Genomic DNA, 24,739 nt, shown 5'->3' with positions numbered 1-24,739 from the left:
AACCTCATTTGTTAAATGAATGTTGTGAAAGTATTTCAGTGGAACCTGAGAGCGACAACGCAGAATTCGGACGTATTGGTTGTTAATCGCACCACCACTGCGATAATCGCAGTGAATCGATGTTAATGTTGCAGAAATGTGAGCCAATATGCAAAACACCATACATCCACGCGATTTGATTGTAGGCCTGCAAAAAGGACTGGCGCTGATCCAGCTTTTTTCGAAAGATTCCCCCCGTTTGAGCGTCCCTCAGGCGGCGAAAATGAGCGGTCTGACCCAGAGCGCCGCCCGGCGTTTTTTGCTGACCTTGCTCCATGAGCGCTATCTGCAGACCGATGGCCGTTACTACTGGTTGACGCCGAAAGCGCTGCGTCTGGGCCAGGCCTATGTTGATTCGGCCCAGTTTCCGCGGATGGTGCGACCGATCGTGGAGTACATCGCCAGCCGGACGGAGGAGCACGCCTCGGTGGGGGTGATTGACGAAGATGAGCTGGTGTATATCGCGCGCAGCAAACATACCCCGTTTAACTCGACCTCGGTGCGGTTAGGGGAGCGGGTGCCGATATTCTGCACCGCCGGGGGACGACTGTGGCTGGCTTCGCTGCCGGAAGGGGAGTGCGAAGCGATTCTGCAGCGCATCAAACGCGAACAGCGCACGCCCTATACGGTGACGGATGTGCCGATGCTGATGGAGCGAATTGCGGCGGTGCGGCGTCAGGGCTATGCGACCATCGAGCAGGAGTTTGAGATTGGTATGCTGGTGCTGGCGGTGCCGTTATCCGACAGGGAAGGGACCTACTGGGGAGCGCTGAGCCTGACTTCGCATCAGTCGCGGACTTCTCTTGAGGCGCTGTGTCGTGACCATCTCGATTTGCTTTACAGCGCGCAGGCGATGCTGGTGGGCTAAACCGGCGGCAATAAAAAACCCCGCCGGAGCGGGGTTTGTCAAAGAGCTGCAATCTTATCTGACGTAGGCCAGCAGACTGTGTGAATCCGGCACCATAAAGTCCACGGACATCATGACCGACAGGGCGGTAATGGCGACGATGGAAAAGACGAACAGCTTACGCGCCCAGACTTTATCATCCGCTACCTTGTAACCGCGCAGGGCCATACCCAGCCACCAGACGCTCACCGCGGCTGCCACGACCAGGTATTTATACCCGGCGTAACCGCCCAGAGAGAGCATCAGCGTGGCGACAGCAAAAGCCACGATGTACAGCGTGATGTGGTTTTTCGCCACGGAGATGCCTTTCACTACCGGCAGGACCGGAATATTCGCCGCCTGATAATCCTTGAAGCGGAAAATCGCGATGGCGTAAGAGTGAGGCATCTGCCACAGGCTGAAGATCGCCAGCAGAATCGCTGCGCCACTGTCAAAATTACCGGTGACCGCACAGTAGCCAATCACCGGCGGCGCTGCGCCGGAGAGTGAGCCAATCAGCGTGCCGTAAACGGAGTGGCGTTTCATGTACAGGCTGTAAACGCCGACATAAACCACGAACCCCATCACCCCCAGCCAGCAGGCCAGTGGGTTAGCGCCGAACCACAGGAGCATAAAGCCAGCAATACCCAGCAAGGTGGCGTATACCAGCGAAACTGGTGGCGAGATCAACCCTTTGACCAGCACCCGGTTTTTCGTCCGTTCCATCTTACGATCGATGTCACGGTCGATGTAGTTGTTGAATACACAACCCGAGGCGACCACCAGGGACACTCCAAGGAGTGTCCATGCAAACAGCGGATAGTCGATGTGGCCTTTGGAGGCCAAAAGGAAACCGCCGATCACGGAGATCAGGTTGCCAAAAATGATGCCAGGTTTCGTGACTTGCAGGTATTGCTTAAACATACTCGCCGCTCTTAGTGCATCATCATGTTGTAGTTCAGGTTCCACATAATCCAGATGGAGCCTACCACTACGATTGCAATGATGATTACGGTGAAGATAAATGCGGTCAGGTTCCAACCCTCGTCAGACTTGCTGTTCATGTGCAGGAAGTACACCAGGTGTACGACAATCTGCACAACAGCAGTGACCAGGATGGTCCCCAGAATAGCCGCATGCGATGCGGAGCCACTCATAACCATCGCAAACGGGATCGCCGTCAGAATGATCGACAGGACGAAGCCTGTCATGTAGCTCTTTACGCTGCCGTGAGAAGCGCCGTTATGATCGCTAGAATGACTCATTACATTGCCCCCATCAGATAAACAACCGAGAACACGCAGATCCACACTACGTCCAGGAAGTGCCAGAACAGACTCAGGCACATGATACGGGTGCGGTTAGTGCTGGTCAGGCCACGACGAGAAACCTGTACCATCAGAACTGCCATCCAGATCAGACCGGAAGTCACGTGCAGACCGTGGGTACCGACCAGCGCGAAGAACGCTGACAGGAAGCCGCTACGATCCGGGCCCATACCTTCAACAATCAGGTGATGGAATTCATAGATTTCCATCGCGATGAACCCTGCCCCGAAGAGGAAGGTCAGCGCCAGCCAGGAAACGACCTGGCTCTTGTTGTTTTTGTACATGGCGATAGCCGCCATGCCGTAGGTGATGGAGCTGAACAGCAGCAGCGCGGTTTCAACCAGAACGAACGGCAGTTCGAAAATATCTTTGCCGGTCGGTCCGCCCGCCGTGCCGTTCACCAGAACGGCATAGGTAGCAAACAGCGTGGCGAAGATAATGCAGTCGCTCATCAGGTAGATCCAGAAACCGAAGACTTTCATCGGTCCTGTATCATGGTGCCCGTGTTCGTGCGCGTGGGCGTTATGCGCAAGAGTATCAGTTGCCATTTTTCAGCCCTGCTTTGTTAATCTCGTCGAAATGCTGATTTTCCAGTTTCTCGACTACTGCAACCGGCACGTAGTAATCCACGTCCTCGTCAAAGCTCTTAATAATCCAGGTCACCAGGATACCGACGAAGCTTGCAATCGCCATCCACCAGATGTGCCAGATCATTGCGAAACCAAACACCGTTGCGAAGGCGGCAATAACGATGCCCGCGCCGCTGTTTTTCGGCATGTGAATTTCTTCATAGCCGGCTGGTTTCTTATACGCTTCGCCTTTTTCTTTCATTTCCCAGAACGCATCGCGCTCGTGAATCTGCGGAACAATGGCGAAGTTGTAGAACGGCGGAGGAGAAGAGGTTGCCCACTCCAGCGTACGGCCGCCCCATGGGTCACCGGTCAGGTCACGGTTCTGATCGCGGTCGCGAATAGAAACGTAGAACTGAATCAGCTGGCACAGGATACCGCAGGCAATCAGCGCTGCACCGCACGCTGCAACAACCAGCATCGGGTGGAACTGCGGGTCAATCTGCTGGCTCAGGCGACGGGTCATACCCATGAAGCCCAGCACGTACAGCGGCATAAATGCAACGAAGAAGCCGATGATCCACAGCCAGAACGCGCGTTTACCCCAGGTTTCGTTCAGGGTAAAGCCGAAGGCTTTTGGCCACCAGTAGGTCAGGCCAGCGAAGCAACCAAATACCACACCACCGATAATCACGTTATGGAAGTGGGCAATCAGGAACAGGCTGTTGTGCAGAACGAAGTCCGCGCCCGGTACCGCCAGCAGTACGCCGGTCATACCACCTACAGAGAAGGTCACGATAAAGCCAATCGTCCACAGCATTGCGGAGTTGAAGACGATACGACCCTGATACATGGTAAACAGCCAGTTGAAGATCTTCACCCCGGTCGGGATGGCGATAATCATTGTGGTAATACCGAAGAAGGCGTTTACGTTTGCGCCCGCACCCATGGTGAAGAAGTGGTGCAGCCAGACGATGAACGACAGTACGGTAATACACACGGTTGCCCACACCAGCGAGGTGTAGCCAAACAGGCGTTTACGCGAGAAGGTTGCAGCGATTTCGGAGAAGACACCGAATACCGGCAGAACCAGGATATACACTTCCGGATGGCCCCAGGCCCAAATCAGGTTGATGTACATCATCATGTTGCCACCCATATCGTTGGTAAAGAAATGGGTGCCCAGATAGCGATCCAGGGTCAGCAGCGCGATGGTGACGGTCAGAATTGGGAAGGAGGCGATAATCAGGATGTTGGCGCACAGAGATGCCCAGGTAAATACCGGCATCTTGAACATGGTCATGCCAGGGGCACGCATCTTGATGATCGTCACGAAGAAGTTAATACCGGTCAGCGTAGTACCAATACCGGAGAGCTGAAGCGCCCAGATCCAGTAATCGACCCCGACACCCGGGCTGTACTCAATTCCCGACAGCGGCGGATAGGCCAGCCAACCGGTCTGTGCGAACTCACCGACGCCCAGAGACAGGTTAACCAGAATCACACCGACAACGGTGAACCAGAAGCTCAGGTTATTGAGGAACGGGAAGGCTACGTCGCGCGCACCGATCTGCAGCGGAACCACGAGGTTCATCAGACCGATAACAAACGGCATCGCTACGAAGAAGATCATGATAACGCCGTGGGCGGTAAAGATCTGGTCGTAGTGGTGAGGCGGCAGGAATCCTGCTTCCCCGGCCGAGGCCAGCACCTGCTGGCTACGCATCATAACGGCGTCAGCAAAGCCACGCAGCAACATCACGATTGCTACGATGACATACATGATACCAAGTCGTTTGTGGTCAACCGAAGTCAGCCACTCATTCCAAAGGTAGGACCACTTACCGAAGTAAGTGATTGCCGCCAGAAGCGCCAGTCCCCCGATGATAATCGCAGCCACCGTAACCACAATAATGGGTTCATGGTAGGGCACTGCATCCAGTGTAAGTTTTCCGAACATCGTTTTCTTCCTCGGCCCCTTAGTGAGCGGTTTCCGCGTGGCTCATGTCCATGCCTTCCATTCCTTCGTGCGCAGCGTGCTCGCCTTCCGGGTGGGACATCTCCATGCTCTTACCGTGAGACATAAATTTGTTAACAACATCTTTGAACAAATCAGGTTTCACGTCAGAGAAGTATTCCACTTTGTTGTATTCGCTAGGCGCAGCCAGTTTGTCGAAGGTCGCCATGGAATCCATTGCGTTCGATGACTGTTTTGCTTTCGCTACCCACTGATCGAAGGTTGCACGATCCGGCGTGGCGATAGCTTTGAACTTCATACCTGAGAAGCCCGGGCCGCTATAGCTTGCGGAGATACCGTCATAAGTACCAGCTTCGTTCGCGATCAGGTGCAGCTGAGTCTGCATCCCGGCCATTGCGTAAATCTGGCTGCCTAAACGTGGGATAAAGAACGAGTTCATCACGGAGTTGGAGGTCACTTTAAAGTGTACCGGTACGTTCGCCGGGAAGGCGATTTCGTTGACGGTAGCAATACCCTGTTCCGGATAAATAAAGAACCATTTCCAGTCCATCGAAACGACTTCGATGACGATCGGTTTCTCTTCGTGAGCAAGCGGTTTGCTTGGCTCAAGCGCGTGCGTGGTTTTCCAGGTCAGAACGGCCAGGAACAGGATAATCAGAATAGGAACCGTCCAGACCACAGCTTCAACTTTGTTGGAGTGTGACCAGTTCGGGCTATACTTCGCATCTTTATTGCTCGCACGATACTTCCAGGCAAATCCTACTGCCATTAAGACGGCGGGAATAACGACAATCATCATCAGGCCAAAGGCCGTCAGTATCAAAGAACGTTGCTCCAGTCCAATCTGTCCTTTTGGGTCAAGGAGCGCAGAATCACAACCACTGAGTAATACAGTACCTGCGATTAATGACATCCATCCCAAACTTTTATTGTATTTCCTAAGTCTCATTGAACGACCTCAATTCCACGGAATCTGGTGGCGCTTAAAGTGTACGGGCATTTTACGGGAAGGTTGCATTACTGTAAACATGATTGGAGCAGTGTCAGTTCCGTGTTAGTGGGTTCTGCTTGCTTTGTCACATATGTAACTGAGTATGACGACATCGCTTGCAAAGCCCGATATACGTAGGATCTATGAAGAAAGCGATAAAAATGGAGGGGTTTATAGGTGAATGAGTATAACCACCAGCAAAATAGAACAAATGCTTAACAATTAATTATCAAATAAAAGACATTGTGCAACGTAAATATTAAACCACTTTTGCTGAATCGGTTAAATTATTTAATGTTTTGAATAAAAGTTGTCAATAATTTCCGAAAATGTTAAGCGCACAAAACAACAAATGAAAAATGGAAAATATAGGATCGTTAATAAACCGTTATAATTACGTTGAGTAACTACAACGGTTTATTAGGCTGACCTGTACATTAAATCAGCGCGGTCTTGCGCAATGCCAGATAATCGAGAAGGCTGCCGAGCAGGATGCCGCCGACGGCAGTCAGCGCCGCCACTTCCAGCATGCCTGGCAGGAAGGAAAATGCGGTGAAATCCAGCGCATTCAGCACCAGTAGCAGCAGCCATATCCCCAGCATCAGCGTTCCCAGGGCGAGGATCAGCAGCGCCAGCCTGTAGGCCTGCGCGTATTCCGTGCGTGGCAGGAAGGTTCCGCTGCGTTGGGTATGTTCCAGGGTGCTGCGACACAGCAGCAGCAGCAGGATACCGGGCACTGCGGCAAATACTGAGAACAGATAAAACGTTGGCCAGCCGTGGGCTTCAACAAACCAGCCGGCAATCGGGCCAACATAGACGCGCCCGACCGCCGACAGTGCCGACAACAAGGCAAACTGGGTGGCAGAAAATGACTTATTGCACAGCGTCATTAATAGCGCGACAAACGCCGCCGTTCCCATACCGCCACACAGGTTTTCGAAAAAGACCGCCGTCGCCATCGAATACAGATGTTTATCCGTTATCGACAGCAGCCAGTAACCGGCATTCGACACGCCCTGTAGGATCCCGAAAATGAGCAGAGCGCGAAACAGGGTGAGGCGTTGCATCAATACGCCGCCGTACAGCGCGCCGACGATCGTGGCGAACAGCCCCAGCGTTTTATTGACCATCCCGACTTCACCGGCATCGAAACCGACGCCGCGGATCAGGAAGGTCGTGGTCAGACTCATGGCAAAAGCATCGCCGAGCTTATAAAGGACGATCAACAACAGAATCAGCCAGGCGTTGTTGCGCCCGAAGAAATCACGCAACGGTTCCGCGACGGCCTGCTCGAGGCTCCTCGGGACCGGAATGACGTCGCTCGGCTCCGGTGCCAGCAACGTGGCAATAATGCAGGGGATCAGCAGCGCGGCCATCAGCCAGTACATGCCCTGCCAGCCCAGCCAGCGATCGGCCAGCCACAACGCCAGTCCGCCAGAGACCAGCATCCCTAAGCGATAGCCCAGTACGCTAATCGCCGCGCCGGTGCCACGCTCTTCTGCCGGAAGAACATCGGTTTTCCAGGCGTCGAAGACAATATCCTGGGACGCAGAACAAAAGGCGATAACCACCGCCAGGGCCGCCATCCAGCGCAACTGAGTGGCGGGCTCAAGGAATCCCATCGCCGCAATGGCAATCAACAGCAGGCATTGTGTGGTCAGGAGCCAGCCGCGGCGCCGGCCAAGAAACGGCGGCGTGTAGCGGTCCATTAAGGGCGACCAGAGAAACTTAAAGACGTAAGCCTGGCCGACAAGAGAGAAGAAACCGATGGTTTTCAGATCGATATTTTCAACCGTCATCCACGCCTGAAGCGTGCCTGAGGTCAAAGCAAGCGGTAAACCAGAAGCAAAACCAAGAATCAGCAGGATAGCTGATTTCGGCTGCTGAAAAATGCGTAAATAATGATTAGACATGGCTTATAGCGTAAACCCGGCGCGGGGCCGGGTTTACCAACAGATTAACGTGCGTTTTGCTTGATGAAATCGTGAATGCTGGTGTCCTGCGCCATATCGGCGATGGTATCGGTCAGGACGCTGTTGACAGCATTAGCAATGTTCTGGTTAGAGGCCTGGAAGGCGCCTTCAACAGAATAGCTGGCGCGATAGTTTTTGGTCATCTTAGTGCCGTTAGCGGCGGTGGCGATAATCGCGATATCGGCCTTGGTGGCGATGTTGTAACGCACGTTACCCTGGGAGACATCGGCATACAGTTTGTTGACGATGATCTGCAGGTCGACGGCACCGTTCGGCCCAATCATATAACCGCGAGCGGTCATTTGTTTTTCAAGCACTTCCTGCAGCAGGAAACGCAGGTCGCGGGAGGCGGTCAGAGTGACCTGCTGGTTATTGCGCGTGACTTTTGCCAGCGCCTGGTCCGGACGCTGGTCAGCGCCGTTAATGCTGACGGTTACGCCCATCAGACTCGGATCCTGCTGCGGCAGGCTCATTTTCGGCGATACATCGATGGTGGTCGGTGGCGTAGCGCATCCTGCCAGCATAAACAGCGCGACCAAAGGAAAAAGAATTTTCTTAAACATGTTCAGGGTCTCAACGCAGGGGGTGGTTTTACTCGTCATATTTGATACTACAGGGGCGTTAGCGGCTGTTGCTGTAGCTCAAGTTATGTCGGGTAATTGAGAAAGATTCCCGCCATCATAACATTGCCAACGGCGAGGGGAAGTGGCAACGCATGTAATTTCATCGCGTTGTCTGTTTTATGACCTTTACCCATTTTTATCGCGATCCTGGCGGGCGTTCTGGCGTCAACAGTGAGTAAACTAAATACTTTTGAATGAAAATATAAGAAGAATGCTAATTTTTTGTTGTTTTCCCCTAATGGAAGCGGTAAAAGCGGCTAACATTTAAAAGGAATGGCGGCATCTCAGCGTTGTCGGAGGAGAAAATTCATGATGATACGTGAGCAGATCGAAGCAAAACTTAGAGCAGCGTTCGACCCGGTGTATCTCGAAGTCGTGGATGAAAGCTATCGCCACAATGTGCCTGCGGGTTCTGAAAGTCATTTTAAAGTGGTGTTGGTTAGCGATCGTTTTACCGGCGAGCGCTTCCTTAATCGTCACCGGATGATTTACGGTACGTTGACCGAGGAACTGTCGAGCACCGTGCACGCGCTGGCGTTGCACACCTATACGATTAAAGAGTGGGAAGGGCTTCAGGACACTATCTTTGCGTCTCCTCCTTGTCGCGGAGCAGGAAGCATCGCCTAGAAATCGCATTTGCAACTGCCGGAGCTTTTCCAGTATGTTGCGTGAAGATTTATCCAAAAACGGCCTACGGGCCGTTTTGTTTTGCCTGAAAATGTGCTCAGTGGGCACTTTTTCAGGCAAATTTGCGCGGGAAATGTGAAAAATGCCGCAGCAGTGGGCGACAACCGTTCTCGACTCACAAAAGTGATGCCGCTATAATGCCGCGTCTTATATTATGAATGTCTTCGGGATGATTCTGACGACAGGGAATGTGTTTCTGATTTGAAGAGGGCATCCCGGTTCTGCGAAGCCACTGACACGCGCTTCCAGAGTTGACCGAGCACTGTGATTTTTTTGAGGTAACAAGATGCAAGTTTCAGTTGAAACCACTCAGGGCCTTGGGCGCCGTGTAACGATTACTATCGCCGCTGACAGCATCGAGAATGCTGTCAAAAGCGAGCTGGTCAACGTGGCGAAAAAAGTTCGCATTGACGGCTTCCGTAAAGGGAAAGTGCCGATGAATGTTGTTGCTCAGCGTTATGGCGCATCCGTTCGCCAGGACGTGCTGGGTGACCTGATGAGCCGTCATTTCGTTGACGCTATCATCAAAGAGAAAATCAATCCGGCCGGTGCGCCGAACTACGTTCCAGGCGAATACAAGCTGGGTGAAGACTTCACCTACGCGGTAGAATTCGAAGTTTACCCGGAAGTTGAGCTGCAGGGTCTGGAAGCAATCGAAGTTGAAAAACCGGTTGTTGAAGTAACCGAAGCTGACGTCGACACCATGCTGGACACTCTGCGTAAGCAGCAGGCTAACTGGAAAGACAAAGACGGCGCTGTTGATGCAGAAGATCGCGTCACCGTTGACTTCACCGGTTCTGTTGACGGCGAAGAGTTCGAAGGCGGCAAAGCGACTGACTTCGTACTGGCAATGGGCCAGGGTCGTATGATCCCGGGCTTTGAAGACGGTATCAAAGGTCACAAAGCTGGCGAAGAGTTCACTATCGACGTGACCTTCCCGGAAGAGTACCACGCAGAAAACCTGAAAGGTAAAGCAGCTAAATTCGTCGTCAACCTGAAAAAAGTTGAAGAGCGTGAGCTGCCGGAACTGACTGCTGAATTCATCAAACGTTTCGGCGTTGAAGATGGTTCCGTAGAAGGTCTGCGCGCTGAAGTGCGTAAAAACATGGATCGCGAGCTGAAAGGCGCCGTGCGTAACCGCGTTAAGTCTCAGGCTATCGAAGGTCTGGTCAAGGCTAACGACATCGATGTCCCGGCTGCACTGATCGACAGCGAAATCGACGTTCTGCGTCGTCAGGCTGCTCAGCGTTTTGGTGGCAACGAGAACCAGGCGCTGGAACTGCCGCGCGAACTGTTCGAAGAGCAGGCTAAACGCCGCGTTGTTGTTGGTCTGCTGCTGGGCGAAGTGATTCGTACCAACGAGCTGAAAGCTGACGAAGATCGCGTTAAAGGCCTGATCGAAGAGATGGCTTCCGCTTACGAAGATCCGAAAGAAGTTGTTGAGTTCTACAGCAAAAACAACGAACTGATGGACAACATGCGTAACGTCGCGCTGGAAGAGCAGGCTGTTGAAGCCGTTCTGGCAAAAGCGAAAGTGTCTGAAAAAGCCACCACCTTCAACGAACTGATGAACCAGCAGGCGTAATTCCGCCTACCAGGTTTAACGTTCAGGTAAAACCCGTTGCCGAGAGGCGGCGGGTTTTTTTTATCGCAACGATAGCCTCAGGATGAGTGCGAAAACGCGATATCAATGATAGCGTTACGACAAAAGCTTGTTATGCTTGAATTATGATTGCATCGTCCCCATTTCGAGGAGACGGAACTGCCTACGTGAAATCATGCATAATGACGACGCGTGATTTCCCAGATTTGTTCAGGTTGCCGGCATTCGTCTGATATCCAGCTAATTTGAGCGATGACGGGTAGAAGGCTCTGGCTGATAATCCGTCCATAAGGTTACAATCAGTGCGGCAGGTTTATTCAAATTTAATCCAGGAGACGGAAATGTCATACAGTGGCGAACGAGATAACTTTGCACCCCATATGGCCCTGGTGCCGATGGTCATTGAACAGACCTCGCGCGGTGAACGTTCTTTTGATATCTATTCCCGTCTGCTCAAGGAACGCGTCATCTTTCTGACCGGCCAGGTGGAAGACCACATGGCGAACCTGATCGTGGCGCAGATGCTTTTTCTGGAAGCAGAAAACCCGGAAAAAGACATTTATTTATACATTAACTCTCCGGGCGGGGTGATCACCGCCGGGATGTCGATTTACGACACCATGCAGTTCATCAAGCCTGACGTGAGCACCATTTGTATGGGCCAGGCGTGTTCAATGGGCGCGTTCCTGTTAACCGCAGGGGCAAAAGGCAAGCGTTTCTGCCTGCCGAACTCTCGTGTGATGATCCACCAGCCGCTGGGCGGCTATCAGGGTCAGGCGACGGATATCGAAATTCACGCCCGTGAGATCCTGAAAGTGAAGGGTCGGATGAATGAACTGATGGCGCACCATACGGGTAAATCCCTGGAGCAGATTGAGACCGACACCGAGCGTGATCGTTTCCTTTCCGCCTCTGAAGCGGTGGAATACGGCCTGGTCGATTCCATTTTGACCCATCGTAATTGATGCCCCTGGCGTGAGGGTGCCGCTATACTTGTCTGGAGTAAGGCGGCACAACGCTGATCAGCGGCTTGCGCCTGAGAATGGCATTTGCGTCGTCGTGTGCGGCACAAAGAACTTAATAAGAGGTTTGGACTCATGACAGATAAACGCAAAGATGGTTCGGGCAAACTGTTGTATTGCTCTTTTTGCGGCAAAAGCCAGCATGAAGTGCGTAAGCTGATCGCCGGGCCATCCGTGTATATCTGCGACGAATGCGTTGATTTATGTAACGACATCATTCGCGAAGAGATTAAAGAAGTTGCGCCGCATCGCGAGCGCAGTGCGCTGCCGACGCCGCACGAAATTCGCCACCATCTGGACGATTATGTTATCGGTCAGGAACCGGCGAAAAAGGTGCTGGCCGTCGCGGTCTATAACCACTACAAACGTCTGCGCAATGGTGACACCAGCAACGGCGTTGAGCTGGGTAAAAGTAACATCCTGCTGATCGGGCCGACCGGTTCCGGTAAAACGCTGCTGGCCGAAACGCTGGCGCGCCTGCTGGATGTGCCGTTTACCATGGCGGACGCCACCACCCTGACCGAAGCCGGTTACGTGGGTGAAGACGTTGAAAACATCATTCAGAAACTGTTGCAGAAATGCGACTACGACGTGCAGAAAGCACAGCGCGGCATCGTCTATATCGATGAAATCGACAAGATTTCTCGTAAATCCGATAACCCGTCGATCACCCGCGATGTATCAGGGGAAGGCGTGCAGCAGGCGCTGCTGAAGCTGATCGAAGGTACCGTGGCTGCTGTGCCGCCGCAGGGTGGCCGTAAGCATCCGCAGCAGGAATTCTTGCAGGTTGATACCTCCAAGATTCTGTTTATCTGCGGCGGGGCGTTTGCCGGTCTGGATAAAGTCATCTCCCACCGTGTTGAAACTGGCTCTGGTATTGGTTTCGGCGCGACGGTGAAGGCCAAATCCGACAAGGCCAGCGAAGGCGAACTGCTGTCCCAGGTTGAGCCGGAAGATCTGATAAAATTTGGTCTGATTCCGGAGTTCATCGGCCGTCTGCCGGTCGTGGCTACCCTGAACGAGCTGAGCGAAGACGCGCTGATCCAGATCCTGAAAGAGCCGAAAAATGCCCTGACCAAACAGTATCAGGCGTTGTTCAATCTGGAAGGTGCGGAGCTGGAGTTCCGTGATGAAGCGCTGGATGCGATCGCTAAAAAAGCGATGGCGCGTAAAACTGGCGCCCGTGGTCTGCGTTCAATCGTTGAAGCCGCACTGCTGGATACCATGTACGATCTGCCGTCGATGGACGACGTCGAAAAAGTGGTGATTGACGCGTCGGTGATTGATGGCCAAAGCAAGCCGCTGCTGATCTACGGTAAACCGGAAGCACAGCAAGCATCTGGTGAATAATTCGCCAAATTGCTCAAGCAGTTAACCAAAAAGGGGGGATTTTATCTCCCCTTTTATTTTTCCTGCATTCCTGCCGTTGAATGTGTGGAATACATCCCCATATACTGGTTTACATATTAACAGCGTCGCGATGGAAGGTCGTGCCGCTGGCTACCTGGCGGACTTTAAACTAAGAGAGAGCTCTATGAATCCTGAGCGTTCTGAACGCATTGAAATCCCCGTATTGCCGTTGCGCGATGTGGTGGTTTATCCGCACATGGTCATACCCCTGTTTGTAGGGCGGGAAAAATCTATCCGTTGTCTTGAAGCGGCTATGGACCATGATAAAAAAATCATGCTGGTTGCGCAGAAAGAAGCTTCGACGGATGAGCCGGGTGTAAATGATCTTTTCACCGTCGGGACCGTGGCGTCAATTTTACAGATGTTGAAGCTGCCTGATGGCACCGTCAAAGTGCTGGTTGAAGGCCTGCAGCGCGCGCGTATTTCTGCGTTATCTGACAACGGCGAGCATTTCTCAGCGAAAGCGGAGTATCTCGAATCGCCAGCGATCGAAGAGCGCGAGCAGGAAGTGCTGGTGCGCACCGCGATCGGTCAGTTTGAAGGCTACATCAAGCTGAACAAAAAAATCCCGCCAGAAGTGCTGACGTCGCTCAACAGCATCGACGATCCCGCACGTCTGGCCGACACCATCGCTGCCCACATGCCGCTGAAGCTGGCCGATAAGCAGTCCGTCCTCGAGATGTCCGACATCAACGAACGTCTGGAATATCTGATGGCGATGATGGAGTCGGAAATCGATCTGCTGCAGGTTGAGAAGCGTATTCGCAACCGTGTGAAAAAGCAGATGGAGAAATCTCAGCGTGAGTATTATCTGAATGAGCAGATGAAGGCCATCCAGAAAGAGCTCGGTGAGATGGACGATGCCCCGGACGAGAACGAAGCGCTGAAGCGTAAGATCGACGCGGCGAAAATGCCGAAAGAGGCAAAAGAAAAAACCGAAGCGGAACTGCAAAAGCTGAAGATGATGTCACCGATGTCGGCGGAAGCGACCGTCGTGCGTGGCTATATCGACTGGATGGTGCAGGTGCCGTGGAATGCGCGCAGCAAAGTCAAAAAAGATCTGCGCCAGGCTCAGGAAGTCCTCGATACCGACCATTACGGCCTTGAGCGCGTGAAGGATCGTATCCTTGAGTATCTTGCAGTGCAGAGCCGCGTGAACAAGCTTAAAGGGCCGATTCTGTGCCTGGTAGGGCCGCCGGGGGTGGGTAAAACCTCGCTGGGCCAATCCATTGCCAAGGCCACCGGGCGTAAATACGTGCGTATGGCGCTGGGCGGCGTGCGCGATGAAGCGGAAATCCGCGGACATCGTCGTACCTATATTGGCTCCATGCCGGGTAAATTGATCCAGAAAATGGCGAAAGTGGGCGTTAAAAACCCGCTGTTTCTGCTTGATGAGATCGATAAAATGTCTTCCGACATGCGCGGCGATCCGGCTTCGGCGCTGCTGGAGGTGTTGGATCCAGAACAAAACGTGGCCTTTAACGACCATTATCTGGAAGTGGACTACGACCTCAGCGATGTGATGTTTGTGGCGACCTCTAACTCCATGAACATTCCAGCACCGCTGCTGGATCGTATGGAAGTGATTCGTCTGTCCGGTTACACCGAAGATGAAAAACTGAACATTGCCAAGCGCCACCTGCTGTCAAAACAGATTGAGCGTAACGCGCTGAAAAAAGGCGAGCTGACCGTTGAGGACAGCGCGATCGTCGGGATTATTCGTTACTACACCCGTGAAGCTGGCGTGCGTGGACTGGAGCGTGAAATCTCCAAACTGTGCCGTAAGGCGGTTAAACAGCTGCTGCTGGATAAGACCCTGAAGCACATCACGATTAATGGCGATAACCTGCATGATTTCCTCGGTGTGCAGCGCTACGACTACGGTCGTGCGGATAGCGAAAATCGTGTTGGCCAGGTCACCGGTCTGGCGTGGACGGAAGTGGGCGGCGATCTGCTGACCATTGAAACCGCCTGCGTACCGGGTAAAGGCAAGCTGACCTACACCGGTTCGTTGGGTGAAGTGATGCAGGAGTCCATTCAGGCGGCGTTGACGGTAGTGCGTTCTCGTGCGGATAAACTGGGTATTAACTCGGATTTCTACGAAAAACGCGACATTCACGTCCACGTTCCTGAAGGAGCGACGCCGAAGGACGGTCCGAGTGCTGGTATTGCTATGTGCACCGCGTTGGTTTCCTGCCTGACCGGGAATCCGGTACGCGCCGATGTTGCGATGACCGGGGAAATTACCCTGCGTGGCCAGGTGCTGCCGATCGGTGGTCTGAAGGAAAAACTGCTGGCAGCGCATCGCGGTGGCATTAAGACTGTTCTGATTCCTGATGAAAATAAACGCGATCTGGAAGAAATTCCTGACAACGTTATCGCTGATTTAAACATTCATCCGGTGAAACGAATCGAAGAAGTTCTGACACTTGCGTTGCAGAATGAGCCGTTTGGCATGCAGATCGTCACCACAAAATAGTGATTTCGCGCAAATAGCGTTAAGAAAAGTGGGGCTGGGAAGTAAAATCGTACTTGCCAGCCTTTTTTTGTATAGCTAACTTAGATCGCTGGCAGGGGGTCATCTACAACTCTGTTGTAAGGGCATGACAGTCCTGATATAACTGCTGCGCGGTCGCACCACGAAGGATTCTGGTGCGATATAAATTATAAAGAGAGGAAGAGAACAGTGAATAAATCTCAACTGATTGACAAAATTGCTGCGGGTGCGGACATTTCTAAAGCTGCAGCTGGACGTGCGTTAGATGCTTTAATTGCTTCTGTTACTGAATCTCTGCAAGCTGGGGATGATGTTGCGCTGGTTGGATTTGGTACCTTCGCGGTCAAAGAGCGTGCTGCCCGTACTGGCCGCAACCCGCAAACCGGTAAAGAAATTACTATCGCCGCAGCTAAAGTACCGGGCTTCCGTGCCGGTAAAGCGCTGAAAGACGCAGTAAACTGATCAAGTTCCCGTCAGGGAAGGTGACGAAATACAAGGGCGCATCGTGAGATGTGCCTTTTTTCTTTGTCCAGAACTCGACTTTATGTGTGTTTATGCGCACTTGTGGGCTGACAATCACCCCATTTTCTTGTCAAAATAGGTCCTCACGCGCGGCAGCCATCACGTGCTATGCTGCGCGAGCTAAAGTCATCTACAGCGGAGCGTTGTTACACCATGATGGACAACCTACGCACGGCCGCGAACAGCGTCGTGCTCAAGATTATTTTCGGTATCATCATTGTCTCGTTCATATTGACCGGGGTAAGTGGTTACCTGATTGGCGGCAGCAGCAACTATGCCGCGAAAGTTAATGACCAGGAGATTGGTCGTTCACAGTTTGAGAATGCCGTTGCCAGCGAACGTAATCGTATGCAGCAGCAGCTTGGCGATCAGTTTTCTGAACTGGCGGCCAATGAAAACTACATGAAAACCATGCGTCAGCAGGTGCTGAACCGTCTGATTGATGAGTCCCTGCTGGATCAGTATGCCCGCGAACTGAATCTGAGCGTCAGCGACGCCCAGGTCAAACAGGCGATCTTCCAGACCCAGGCTTTCCAGACGGACGGTAAATTTAGTAACGAACGTTTTGGCAGCATCGTGGGCCAAATGGGTATGACTACCGACCAGTATGCACAGGCGCTGCGTAACCAGCTGACCACACAGCAGCTGGTTAACGCCATTGCCGGCACCGACTTTATGTTGACCGGTGAGTCCGATGAGCTGGCGGCGTTGGTTTCGCAGCAGCGTGTGGTGCGTGAAGCGACCATTGATGTAAACGCGCTGGCGGCGAAACAGACCGTGACCGATGCGGAAGTTGACGCATACTACCAGCAGAATCAGGCGCGTTTCATGGCGCCAGAGCAGTTCCGTGTTAGCTACATCAAAATGGATGCCGCTAGCATGCAGGAAAACGTTTCTGACCAGGATATTCAATCCTGGTATGACCAGCATCAGGATCAGTTCACTCAGCCGCAGCGGAACCGCTACAGCGTGATTCAGACCAAAACCGAAGCCGATGCACAGGCCGTGGTTGACGAGCTGAAGAAAGGGGCTGATTTCGCCACGCTGGCGAAAGAAAAATCCTCCGACATTATCTCTGCCCGTAACGGCGGTGACATGGGGTGGATGGAAGATGCTGCGACGGTACCTGAGCTGAAAAATGCCGGCCTGAAAGAGAAAGGCCAGCTGTCCGGCGTGATCAAATCTTCTGTTGGTTTCCTGGTTGTGCGTCTTGACGATATGCAGCCGGCAAAAGTCAAACCACTGGCTGACGTTCGTGATGATATCGCGGCGAAAGTGAAACAGGAAAAAGCGCTGGATGCCTACTACGCGCTGCAGCAGAAAGTGAGCGACGCGGCCAGCAACGATAACGAATCTCTGGCAGGCGCGGCGCAGGCTGCGGACGTGAAAGTGAGCGAAACCGGCTGGTTTGGTCGTGACAATCTGCCGGAAGAGCTGAACTTTAAACCGGTCTCCGATGCTATTTTCAACGGTGGTCTGGTGGGCGAGAACGGTTCACCGGGTAGCAACTCCGATATCATCACCGTGGACGGCGATCGCGCATTTGTTCTGCGCATCAGCGAGCATAAAGCGGAAGCGGTTAAACCGCTGGCGGAAGTGAAAGCGCAGGTTACCGACATCGTGAAACACACCAAAGCTGAACAGCAGGCGAAACTGGATGCAGATAAACTGCTGACCGCGCTGAAAGACGGCAAAGGTGACGAGGCGTTGAAAGCCGCTGGTTTAAGCTTCGGTTCCGCACAGACGCTGGCACGTACCGGTCAGGATCCATTAAGCCAGGCGGCGTTTGCACTGCCGCTGCCGCAGCCGGGTAAACCGAGCTACGGTATTGGTAGCGATCTGAAAGGTAACGTAGTCCTGCTGGCGCTGGACGAGGTTAAAGCGGGCGATATGCCGGAAGCGCAGAAAGCCGCGATGGTTCAGGGTATTACCCAGAACAACGCTCAGATTGCTTTCGAAGCGCTGATGAGCAACCTGCGTAAGACCGCGAAAATTAAGCTCGGCGATACCATCGACCAGCAGCAGTAATCTCGTGACGCTTCGCAAAAATCAGTAACGTGATGTAATCCTCAAAGGCCGCTTTCGCGGCCTTTTCCATTTCTGTCGATCGGCTTTTGCACGCTTTTTTCTCCCTCGCTATGGTGTCCGTGCTGTCTACACACAAGGAGATCACAGCATGAAACAAGGTGTTAAAACGATGATGGCCGCAACCGTGTTACTTTGGGCGGCGGGAAGCCAGACGGTGCTGGCGGCATCGACCAGCGATAAAGCGGCAGCGGCGGTCAAGCACGAGAGCGTGCCGTCGCCGCAGACAAAAGCACCGGCGACGTTAAAAGCCGCGGCGGGGGAGGCCCGGGTCAGTATCAACAGCGCCAGCGCGGAAGAGCTGATGCAGGCGATGAACGGCGTCGGTCTGAAAAAAGCCCAGGCGATTGTCAGCTATCGCGAAGAGTTCGGGCCATTTAAAACGGTGGACGATCTCAAGCAGGTGCCCGGAATGGGGCACTCTCTGGTAGAGCGAAACCTGGCGCATCTGATGCTGTAATTTTCCGTTCCGGGCTTGCACAGCCGCAAATCTTTGCCAGACTAAAGAGGTCACGAAAGTGGTGTGACCTCTGACCTCAATATGACAATAAGACTAAGGCATTTGCGCTATGCAGACACAAATCAAAGTTCGTGGATATCACCTGGATGTTTATCAGCACGTCAACAACGCTCGCTACCTTGAGTTTCTGGAAGAGGCGCGTTGGGATGGCCTGGAAAACAGCGCCGCGTTCCACTGGATGACCGCCCGCAACATCGCCTTTGTGGTGGTGAATATCAATATTAACTATCGTCGCCCGGCGGTGCTGGGGGATGTGTTAACCGTGACCAGCCATCTGCAACAGCTTAATGGTAAAAGCGGCACCTTAAATCAGGTGATTACCCTGAATCCTGAGGGCGAAGTGGTGGCCGACGCGGTGATCACCTTTGTCTGCATTGATTTAAAAACACAAAAGGCGCTGCCGCTGGACGGTGAGTTGCGTGAGAAGCTCGAAGAGATGGAGATGCGCTGAGAGTTGTGTCGCCCCGCCAGCGGAAGAATTCCCGGAGGCGGTGCTGCGCACCTGTCCGGGCTACGCGCTTTCAGCAGCCTGTGGTCCGGTAGCCCGGGCGTAGAAAGTTGCAGAGTTTCCCCGGAGGCGGTGCTGCGCACCTGTCCGGGCTACGCGCTACATGCTCTCAGCAGTCTGTGAGCCGGTAGCCAGGGCGCAGAAAGTTGCGGAATTTCCCCTGAGGCGGTGCTGCGCACCTGTCCGGGCTACGTGCTTTCAGCAGCCAGCGAGCCGGTAGCCCGGGCAGGCGCATCGCGCCGCCCCCGGGAAATAACCAGTTACTGTAGCCCGGTTTTCTGCTTCATCAACGCCATTACCGCGGTGTTATCGTCCTGGTACTGCTTCAGACCGTTGGCGCGCAGGTTACAGGCGGCACATTGCCCACAGCCATCGCCTTTAATCCCGTTATAGCAGGTCAGGGTTTCGTTGCGCACCAGTTCCAGTTGACCCCAGTAATCAGCCAGGGCCCAGGTTTCAGCCTTATTCAGCCACATCAGCGGCGTTTCGAAGCGGATATCTTTTGCCATGCCAAGGCTGACCGCATGATGGAGCGCCTTGACGAAATCGTCGCGGCAGTCCGGGTAGCCGGAAAAATCGGTCTCACAGACGCCGGTGATGATCGCTTCAGCCTTAACCTGATAGGCGTAAATTGCCGTCAGCGTTAAAAACAGGATATTGCGACCAGGTACGAAGGTATTTGGGATACCGTCGGCATTCGGCTCATAGTCCGGTACCGGGATGCTATCGCGGGTCAGGCTGCTGACGGCTAGCTCGTTGAGCAGCGTGACGTCCAGCACCTTATGAGCCACGGCGCCCAGTTTCAGTGCCAGCTCACGAGCTACATCGATTTCCGCGCGGTGGCGTTGGCCATAATCAAAAGTGACGCAGTGCACTTCATCATACTGTTTCAGAGCCTGCACCAGGCAGGTCGTTGAATCTTGTCCTCCACTGAAGACAACTACGGCGCGTTTCATAGCAATTCCTGACAATCAAAGTGAAAGCAATATGGTAGCGCTTGAGGAGCGTGGCGACCAGCTCCATCACGGCGCAGATGCCGGTAGCCAGGCGCTGGTGAAATCGAACCAGCCGCGGGCATTAAGCTCCAGGCCGTTCACCCCCGGCGGGGCGCTGATACGGTAATTGTAATTGAACAATGGCGTCATAATGGCGTCGTCCATCAGCCCGTTGAAGACGTTGCGTAATGCGTCGTTACGGCTGCGCTCTTCTGGCTGGGCCTGAACGGCGTCGAGGGTCGCCTGTAAATGGGCATATTGCGCCCCGGTCAACACATTGGGCCACATTGCATCACAGCGGAGCCACTGTTCCAGGGTGTATTCCGGTGATTCGCCGATCAGGCGATCGCCCATAATGAGATCCGCCTGCGACAGATCCTGGCAACCCTGCCAGTTTTTCGCATCGTGAAAAATGAGCGTCAGTTCGCAGCCAAGCGCGGCAAGCCGTAGGCGAAGCTGTTCTGCCATCGTATGCAGTTCGACGGGCAGGTGGTACAGCAGCGTCAGCCGTTTGGGGAGCGGGACATCATGATTCTCCGGTCCCTGAGGGATCGTCCAGCCGGGAAGTACCTCGTTGCTGGGGGTGATCAGATCTTCGTCGAGAGGAAGGGTTTCCAGCAGCGAAGATCGATGGATCAGCGACACCAGACGCTGTGCCTGGGCGTTGCTGAGCCGGGGGCTCTGGTGTAGCGCCAGATAACAAAAACCGAGGCTGATGCTGTTGCTGACCTGGCGCAGATTAGTCAGCTCATCCGGATCGCCAATCGTAATTTGCACCGGGTGGCGACAGCTGGTGCCCAGATTCTGTTCAAACAGCTGGGGCGTGATCCAGTACTCCACCGTCTGGATCAGCGGATGGTTCAGATGATAACGCGGATGATTTTCCAGCCGAACCAGCTCGGGGCTAAACAATGTCAGGCGGAACGGACCGCTACCGACCGTCGGATCGTCGGGGTGGGCCAGGACACTACAATAGCTGGCGAGGCGAAACGGCAGCCAAAAATCCGGGCGAAACAAGGTGATCGTCAGGCACTGCGTATGGGTCACATCAATCTGCTTAATGCTGGCAAACAGCGTGCGCAGGGCCGGCAAGCTGAGCAACATCAGTAAACGCTGCTGGATCTGCGCGGTCTCCAGCAAATCACCGTTATGCCAGAACAACGTTGAGCGAATAAAGAACTGCCAGCGCAGGCCGTCAACCGAAATCTGCCAGTGATGGGCCAAATCCCCGACCGGGGAACGGCTTTGTGCATCAAAGCGCGTCAGGCCAGAGAAAATCTGGCCGGCCAGATGCTGCTCCGCGCGGCCGGGTAAAAACCCCGGCTGGAGCGGATCGAGCGGGCGATAGTAGGGAATACGCAGGGTCGGCGTATTGTTCTGCCACTGGCCGCCAAGAAACGGCGAGAGCAGCGCCTTAAGCTCGCCCGTCGCCAGCTGAGCCAGCTCCAGCGCATTTTTCTGCTGCCCGTTGTTCAGGGCCAGTTCCATCATCTCGTTACGTAAGGTTTCCGGCGAACGATGGAATGTCAGGGTGCCGCGCTTCCCCCGCCCGGCGCTCGACTGCCAGCTCAGCCAGCCGGCCTGTTGGGCCTGGCGAAGCAGCGTCCGAATATGGCGCTCGCTGCAAAAGCAACGGGCGGATAGTTCGCCGACGGTCACCTGCTGTGGCGCGCCGGACGAGGGCTGCCAGAGGCGCTGGTACTGGTTCAGGCGATTTAATAACCTCATTACACGTTATCCTTTTAGCTGCCTCTGCGTTGGCTGCGTGCGCTCACCCCAGTCACTGACTGGAGTAAGCTCCTGGGGACTCGCTTACTTGCCGCCTTAATCCAGCTTAAATGATTTCGTGTTCTGGATTGGTCCTTTAAGCGGCCTCTGCGGTCAGTGATAAAACCGGAACAATATAATCTATCTATTCACTATTACTTCCGTATATCTCAGGCAATACTGGAACTCAAGCAAAACTCATCACGCTCTGGGGAGCAGAACATGGCAAGACTCGCTGCATTTGATATGGACGGCACGCTGTTGATGCCGGACCATCGTCTGGGAACGACCACGCTCGCGACGCTCAGACGTCTGCGTGAGCGTGATATCACCCTGACCTTTGCCACGGGACGTCATGCGCTGGAAATGCGCCATGTTATCGGTGAGTTTGCGCTGGATGCCTACTTAATTACTGGCAACGGTACGCGGATCCATACCCTGAACGGCGAAGAGCTGCACCGCAGCGATCTGACTCCGGATGTCGCGGAGGCGGTGCTTCACCGTCACTGGGACACCGCAGCCAGCATGCACGTCTTTAATGACCAGGGCTGGTTTACCGGGCAGGAGATGCCCGAGCTGCTGAAAGCACATATTTTTAGCGGTTTCCGCTATCAGATTGCCGACCCGAAGCGGATGCCGGGCAATAAAGTCACCAAGGTGTGCTTCTGCGGCGATCACGACGATCTCCAGCGCCTCCAGCTTCAGCTGACTGAAGCGCTCGGCGAACGCGCACATATCTGCTTCTCGGCGTTTGATTGTCTGGAAGTGCTGCCGAATGGCTGTAATAAAGGCGCTGCGCTGGCGGTGCTTGGCCAGCATCTTGGCGTGTCGATGCAGGATTGTATGGCGTTCGGCGATGCCATGAACGATCGCGAGATGCTGGGAAGCGTCGGGCGCGGTGTGATTATGGGTAACGCGATGCCGCAGCTCAAAGCCGAGCTGCCGCATTTACCGGTTATCGGGGACTGTCGCCACGAGGCGGTCTCTCATTTTTTAACGCATTGGCTGGATAATCCTGATCTTCCTTATTCCCCCGAATAACTAGACCCTTCCAGCAGCCAGACACCTCGGTGTCTGGCTTTTTTTATTGTCCCTTCACCATCGCCGCAATTTTTTCCTGCCACGGCGCGATGTCACCAATATGGCTCGCCACCCACTGCGGGTTGTAATAGCTTTCGAGATAGCGCTCGCCGCTGTCGCACAGCAGGGTGACAATGGAGCCACTGCGTCCTTCAGCGCGCATCTGTACGGCAAGCTCGAGTACGCCCCACATATTGGTCCCGGTAGAGGCGCCGACTTTCCGCCCCAGCAGCGTTTCCAGCCACAAAGCGGTGGCGACGCTGGCCGCGTCCGGCACCCGCAGCATGTCGTCGACCACATCCGGAATAAATGACGGCTCGACCCGCGGGCGACCAATTCCCTCAATTTTACTCCCGACGGTGCTGCGTAACGCGCTATCGCGGCTCTGCCAGTAATCGAGGAATACCGAATTTTGTGGGTCAACGACCAGTAACTGCGTGTCATATCCCTGACATCGGATATAGCGGCCAATGGTGGCGGAGGTTCCCCCGGTACCGGCGCTCATCACGATGTAAGAGGGCTGCGGATGTGGCTCATGGGTCATCTGACGGAAAATGCTGTCAGCGATATTGTTGTTGCCGCGCCAGTCCGTCGCGCGCTCGGCGAAGGTAAACTGGTCCATATAATGGCCGTTCAGTTCGCGGGCCAGCATCTCGGAGGCGGCATAGATTTCACACGCGCTCTCAACGAAATGGCAGCGGCCGCCGTAAAACTCAATCTGTTCGATTTTGCGTTTTGCCGTACAGGATGGCATCACCGCGATAAACGGCAGGCCCAACAGACGGGCAAAATAGGCTTCCGACACGGCGGTTGAGCCGGAAGAGGCTTCAATGATCGTGGTTCCTTCCTTAATCCAGCCATTGCACAGGCCGTACAGGAACAGTGAGCGGGCCAGGCGGTGCTTCAGGCTGCCGGTCGGATGGGTGCTCTCATCCTTCAGATAGATCTGGATACCTGGGAACCCGGGCAGCGCCAGGCGAATAAGGTGCGTGTCGGCGGAACGCTGATAATCGGCGTTAATTTCACTAATGGCGTGTTTTACCCAGGCGCTATTCATCGTTATTTCCTGTTTGTCATTTTGTGCCCAGCTTAGCGGAAGTGTGAGGAAAAATTGTTGCTATTTAGCCTTTCGATTACACTATAAGGAGTAAAATTTTCTCCGCGAGCGCCTAATGTTAGATAAAATTGACCGTAAGCTGCTTTCTCTGCTGCAAACAGACTGCACCCTCTCTTTGCAGGCGCTGGCCGATGCCGTTAATCTGACCACCACCCCCTGCTGGAAACGGCTGAAGCGCCTGGAAGATGAGGGTATCCTGCGGGGGCGCGTCGCACTGCTGGATGCCGAAAAACTGGGCCTTGGTCTGACGGCATTTGTGCTGATTAAAACCCAGCACCACAGCAGCGACTGGTACTGCCGCTTCGTCAGTGAAGTCACCCAGATGGCGGAAGTCCTGGGTTTCTGGCGCATGGCGGGAGAGTACGATTACCTGCTGCGAGTGCAGGTGGCGGATATGAAACGCTACGATGATTTTTATAAACGGCTGGTGAACAGCGTGCCGGGATTGTCTGATGTCACTTCGAGTTTCGCGATGGAACAGATAAAATACACTACGGCCTTACCTATTGATTAGCGGCGCTTGCCGCGACGATTGACAC

At 53.9% G+C, this 24,739-nt stretch carries 22 protein-coding genes; 12 read left to right on the top strand and 10 right to left on the bottom strand.

The window, feature by feature from the left end; translation table 11 throughout:
* Positions 1-148 precede the first annotated feature (148 nt).
* Positions 149-907 carry an IclR family transcriptional regulator C-terminal domain-containing protein gene (locus HF679_RS13025; protein WP_187042109.1) on the top strand — a complete coding sequence of 253 codons (759 nt, stop codon included), beginning with the start codon at positions 149-151 and terminating at the stop codon, positions 905-907.
* A gap of 54 nt (positions 908-961) precedes the next feature.
* Here HF679_RS13025 and cyoE read toward each other — a convergent pair whose 3' ends face one another.
* From cyoE to HF679_RS12990, 7 genes are all read right to left on the bottom strand, one after another.
* Entirely contained in the window at positions 962-1,849 is an 888-nt protein-coding gene (gene cyoE / locus HF679_RS13020; protein ID WP_123755692.1) for a heme o synthase, read from the bottom strand.
* 11 nt (positions 1,850-1,860) lie between these two features.
* Positions 1,861-2,190, bottom strand: a complete 330-nt coding sequence (locus tag HF679_RS13015; RefSeq protein WP_123755693.1) for a cytochrome o ubiquinol oxidase subunit IV — start codon at positions 2,188-2,190, stop codon at positions 1,861-1,863.
* Positions 2,190-2,801, bottom strand: coding sequence for a cytochrome o ubiquinol oxidase subunit III (locus HF679_RS13010; protein ID WP_110273749.1), 612 nt, complete (start codon positions 2,799-2,801; stop codon positions 2,190-2,192). Before HF679_RS13010 ends, HF679_RS13015 begins: the two co-directional genes overlap by 1 nt.
* Positions 2,791-4,782, bottom strand: coding sequence for a cytochrome o ubiquinol oxidase subunit I (gene cyoB / locus HF679_RS13005; RefSeq protein WP_123755694.1), 1,992 nt, complete (start codon positions 4,780-4,782; stop codon positions 2,791-2,793). The genes HF679_RS13010 and cyoB overlap by 11 nt, the downstream gene beginning before the upstream one ends.
* 19 nt (positions 4,783-4,801) lie before the next feature.
* Entirely contained in the window at positions 4,802-5,749 is a 948-nt protein-coding gene (cyoA, locus tag HF679_RS13000) for a cytochrome o ubiquinol oxidase subunit II (protein ID WP_123755695.1), read from the bottom strand.
* 479 nt (positions 5,750-6,228) lie between these two features.
* Positions 6,229-7,704 carry a muropeptide MFS transporter AmpG gene (gene ampG, locus HF679_RS12995; protein ID WP_123755696.1) on the bottom strand — a complete coding sequence of 492 codons (1,476 nt, stop codon included), beginning with the start codon at positions 7,702-7,704 and terminating at the stop codon, positions 6,229-6,231.
* A gap of 44 nt (positions 7,705-7,748) precedes the next feature.
* The gene (locus HF679_RS12990; protein WP_123756219.1) at positions 7,749-8,327 is read right to left on the bottom strand and encodes a lipoprotein; all 579 of its coding nucleotides are present in this window, start codon (positions 8,325-8,327) and stop codon (positions 7,749-7,751) included.
* A 369-nt stretch (positions 8,328-8,696) separates the two neighbouring features.
* Between HF679_RS12990 and bolA the strand changes: the two genes are divergently transcribed.
* The 9 genes from bolA (at position 8,697) to HF679_RS12945 (ending at position 19,184) form a co-directional block, all read left to right on the top strand.
* Positions 8,697-9,014 carry a transcriptional regulator BolA gene (gene bolA, locus HF679_RS12985; protein ID WP_123755697.1) on the top strand — a complete coding sequence of 106 codons (318 nt, stop codon included), beginning with the start codon at positions 8,697-8,699 and terminating at the stop codon, positions 9,012-9,014.
* Between the two features lie 346 nt (positions 9,015-9,360).
* Complete coding sequence (gene tig / locus HF679_RS12980) at positions 9,361-10,659, top strand: trigger factor (RefSeq protein ID WP_187042108.1); 1,299 nt, start codon at positions 9,361-9,363, stop codon at positions 10,657-10,659.
* Between the two features lie 359 nt (positions 10,660-11,018).
* Positions 11,019-11,642 (top strand): ATP-dependent Clp endopeptidase proteolytic subunit ClpP, encoded by a 624-nt coding sequence (gene clpP / locus HF679_RS12975; protein WP_123755699.1) that lies wholly within the window; start codon positions 11,019-11,021, stop codon positions 11,640-11,642.
* A gap of 132 nt (positions 11,643-11,774) precedes the next feature.
* Positions 11,775-13,049 carry an ATP-dependent protease ATP-binding subunit ClpX gene (gene clpX, locus HF679_RS12970; RefSeq protein WP_123755700.1) on the top strand — a complete coding sequence of 425 codons (1,275 nt, stop codon included), beginning with the start codon at positions 11,775-11,777 and terminating at the stop codon, positions 13,047-13,049.
* Positions 13,050-13,233: 184 nt separating this feature from the next.
* On the top strand, positions 13,234-15,588 hold the full coding sequence (gene lon / locus HF679_RS12965; RefSeq protein WP_123755701.1) for an endopeptidase La: 2,355 nt from the start codon (positions 13,234-13,236) through the stop codon (positions 15,586-15,588).
* 207 nt (positions 15,589-15,795) lie between these two features.
* The gene (gene hupB, locus HF679_RS12960; protein ID WP_002444653.1) at positions 15,796-16,068 is read left to right on the top strand and encodes a nucleoid-associated protein HU-beta; all 273 of its coding nucleotides are present in this window, start codon (positions 15,796-15,798) and stop codon (positions 16,066-16,068) included.
* A 213-nt stretch (positions 16,069-16,281) separates the two neighbouring features.
* Positions 16,282-18,156 (top strand): peptidylprolyl isomerase, encoded by a 1,875-nt coding sequence (gene ppiD, locus HF679_RS12955; RefSeq protein ID WP_123755702.1) that lies wholly within the window; start codon positions 16,282-16,284, stop codon positions 18,154-18,156.
* A 148-nt stretch (positions 18,157-18,304) separates the two neighbouring features.
* Positions 18,305-18,673, top strand: a complete 369-nt coding sequence (locus tag HF679_RS12950) for a helix-hairpin-helix domain-containing protein (protein ID WP_123755703.1) — start codon at positions 18,305-18,307, stop codon at positions 18,671-18,673.
* Between the two features lie 109 nt (positions 18,674-18,782).
* The gene (locus HF679_RS12945) at positions 18,783-19,184 is read left to right on the top strand and encodes a YbgC/FadM family acyl-CoA thioesterase (protein ID WP_123755704.1); all 402 of its coding nucleotides are present in this window, start codon (positions 18,783-18,785) and stop codon (positions 19,182-19,184) included.
* Between the two features lie 317 nt (positions 19,185-19,501).
* Here HF679_RS12945 and queC read toward each other — a convergent pair whose 3' ends face one another.
* Positions 19,502-20,197, bottom strand: a complete 696-nt coding sequence (gene queC / locus HF679_RS12940; RefSeq protein WP_123755705.1) for a 7-cyano-7-deazaguanine synthase QueC — start codon at positions 20,195-20,197, stop codon at positions 19,502-19,504.
* A 66-nt stretch (positions 20,198-20,263) separates the two neighbouring features.
* Positions 20,264-21,964: an SgrR family transcriptional regulator gene (locus HF679_RS12935; protein WP_187042107.1), complete on the bottom strand. Its 1,701-nt coding sequence runs from the start codon at positions 21,962-21,964 to the stop codon at positions 20,264-20,266.
* 261 nt (positions 21,965-22,225) lie between these two features.
* Here HF679_RS12935 and cof point away from each other — a divergent pair, with 261 nt between their 5' ends.
* Positions 22,226-23,044 (top strand): HMP-PP phosphatase, encoded by an 819-nt coding sequence (gene cof, locus HF679_RS12930; RefSeq protein WP_123755707.1) that lies wholly within the window; start codon positions 22,226-22,228, stop codon positions 23,042-23,044.
* Between the two features lie 43 nt (positions 23,045-23,087).
* Here cof and HF679_RS12925 read toward each other — a convergent pair whose 3' ends face one another.
* On the bottom strand, positions 23,088-24,140 hold the full coding sequence (locus HF679_RS12925; protein WP_154143542.1) for a PLP-dependent cysteine synthase family protein: 1,053 nt from the start codon (positions 24,138-24,140) through the stop codon (positions 23,088-23,090).
* A 115-nt stretch (positions 24,141-24,255) separates the two neighbouring features.
* Between HF679_RS12925 and HF679_RS12920 the strand changes: the two genes are divergently transcribed.
* Positions 24,256-24,714, top strand: coding sequence for an Lrp/AsnC family transcriptional regulator (locus HF679_RS12920; RefSeq protein WP_123755709.1), 459 nt, complete (start codon positions 24,256-24,258; stop codon positions 24,712-24,714).
* Positions 24,715-24,739: the final 25 nt, after the last annotated feature.

Source organism: Enterobacter sp. JUb54 (assembly GCF_014298075.1).
Taxonomy (GTDB): Bacteria; Pseudomonadota; Gammaproteobacteria; order Enterobacterales; family Enterobacteriaceae; genus Klebsiella; species Klebsiella lignicola.
The sequence above is the reverse complement of the archived record's forward strand: the minus strand, read 5'-3'. Positions and strand labels throughout refer to the sequence as shown.

What these genes read in the sequence shown, in the direction of transcription:
- HF679_RS12990 (WP_123756219.1), bottom strand. Translation starts at nt 8,327, where the DNA reads ATGTTTAAGAAAATTCTTTTTCCTTTGGTCGCGCTGTTTATGCTGGCA.
- cyoB (WP_123755694.1), bottom strand. Translation starts at nt 4,782, where the DNA reads ATGTTCGGAAAACTTACACTGGATGCAGTGCCCTACCATGAACCCATT.
- clpX (WP_123755700.1), top strand. Translation starts at nt 11,775, where the DNA reads ATGACAGATAAACGCAAAGATGGTTCGGGCAAACTGTTGTATTGCTCT.
- HF679_RS13010 (WP_110273749.1), bottom strand. Translation starts at nt 2,801, where the DNA reads ATGGCAACTGATACTCTTGCGCATAACGCCCACGCGCACGAACACGGG.
- lon (WP_123755701.1), top strand. Translation starts at nt 13,234, where the DNA reads ATGAATCCTGAGCGTTCTGAACGCATTGAAATCCCCGTATTGCCGTTG.
- tig (WP_187042108.1), top strand. Translation starts at nt 9,361, where the DNA reads ATGCAAGTTTCAGTTGAAACCACTCAGGGCCTTGGGCGCCGTGTAACG.
- HF679_RS12925 (WP_154143542.1), bottom strand. Translation starts at nt 24,140, where the DNA reads ATGAATAGCGCCTGGGTAAAACACGCCATTAGTGAAATTAACGCCGAT.
- cof (WP_123755707.1), top strand. Translation starts at nt 22,226, where the DNA reads ATGGCAAGACTCGCTGCATTTGATATGGACGGCACGCTGTTGATGCCG.
- cyoA (WP_123755695.1), bottom strand. Translation starts at nt 5,749, where the DNA reads ATGAGACTTAGGAAATACAATAAAAGTTTGGGATGGATGTCATTAATC.
- HF679_RS12935 (WP_187042107.1), bottom strand. Translation starts at nt 21,964, where the DNA reads ATGAGGTTATTAAATCGCCTGAACCAGTACCAGCGCCTCTGGCAGCCC.
- ampG (WP_123755696.1), bottom strand. Translation starts at nt 7,704, where the DNA reads ATGTCTAATCATTATTTACGCATTTTTCAGCAGCCGAAATCAGCTATC.
- ppiD (WP_123755702.1), top strand. Translation starts at nt 16,282, where the DNA reads ATGATGGACAACCTACGCACGGCCGCGAACAGCGTCGTGCTCAAGATT.
- clpP (WP_123755699.1), top strand. Translation starts at nt 11,019, where the DNA reads ATGTCATACAGTGGCGAACGAGATAACTTTGCACCCCATATGGCCCTG.
- bolA (WP_123755697.1), top strand. Translation starts at nt 8,697, where the DNA reads ATGATGATACGTGAGCAGATCGAAGCAAAACTTAGAGCAGCGTTCGAC.
- HF679_RS12920 (WP_123755709.1), top strand. Translation starts at nt 24,256, where the DNA reads ATGTTAGATAAAATTGACCGTAAGCTGCTTTCTCTGCTGCAAACAGAC.
- HF679_RS13025 (WP_187042109.1), top strand. Translation starts at nt 149, where the DNA reads ATGCAAAACACCATACATCCACGCGATTTGATTGTAGGCCTGCAAAAA.
- HF679_RS12950 (WP_123755703.1), top strand. Translation starts at nt 18,305, where the DNA reads ATGAAACAAGGTGTTAAAACGATGATGGCCGCAACCGTGTTACTTTGG.
- queC (WP_123755705.1), bottom strand. Translation starts at nt 20,197, where the DNA reads ATGAAACGCGCCGTAGTTGTCTTCAGTGGAGGACAAGATTCAACGACC.
- HF679_RS13015 (WP_123755693.1), bottom strand. Translation starts at nt 2,190, where the DNA reads ATGAGTCATTCTAGCGATCATAACGGCGCTTCTCACGGCAGCGTAAAG.
- HF679_RS12945 (WP_123755704.1), top strand. Translation starts at nt 18,783, where the DNA reads ATGCAGACACAAATCAAAGTTCGTGGATATCACCTGGATGTTTATCAG.
- cyoE (WP_123755692.1), bottom strand. Translation starts at nt 1,849, where the DNA reads ATGTTTAAGCAATACCTGCAAGTCACGAAACCTGGCATCATTTTTGGC.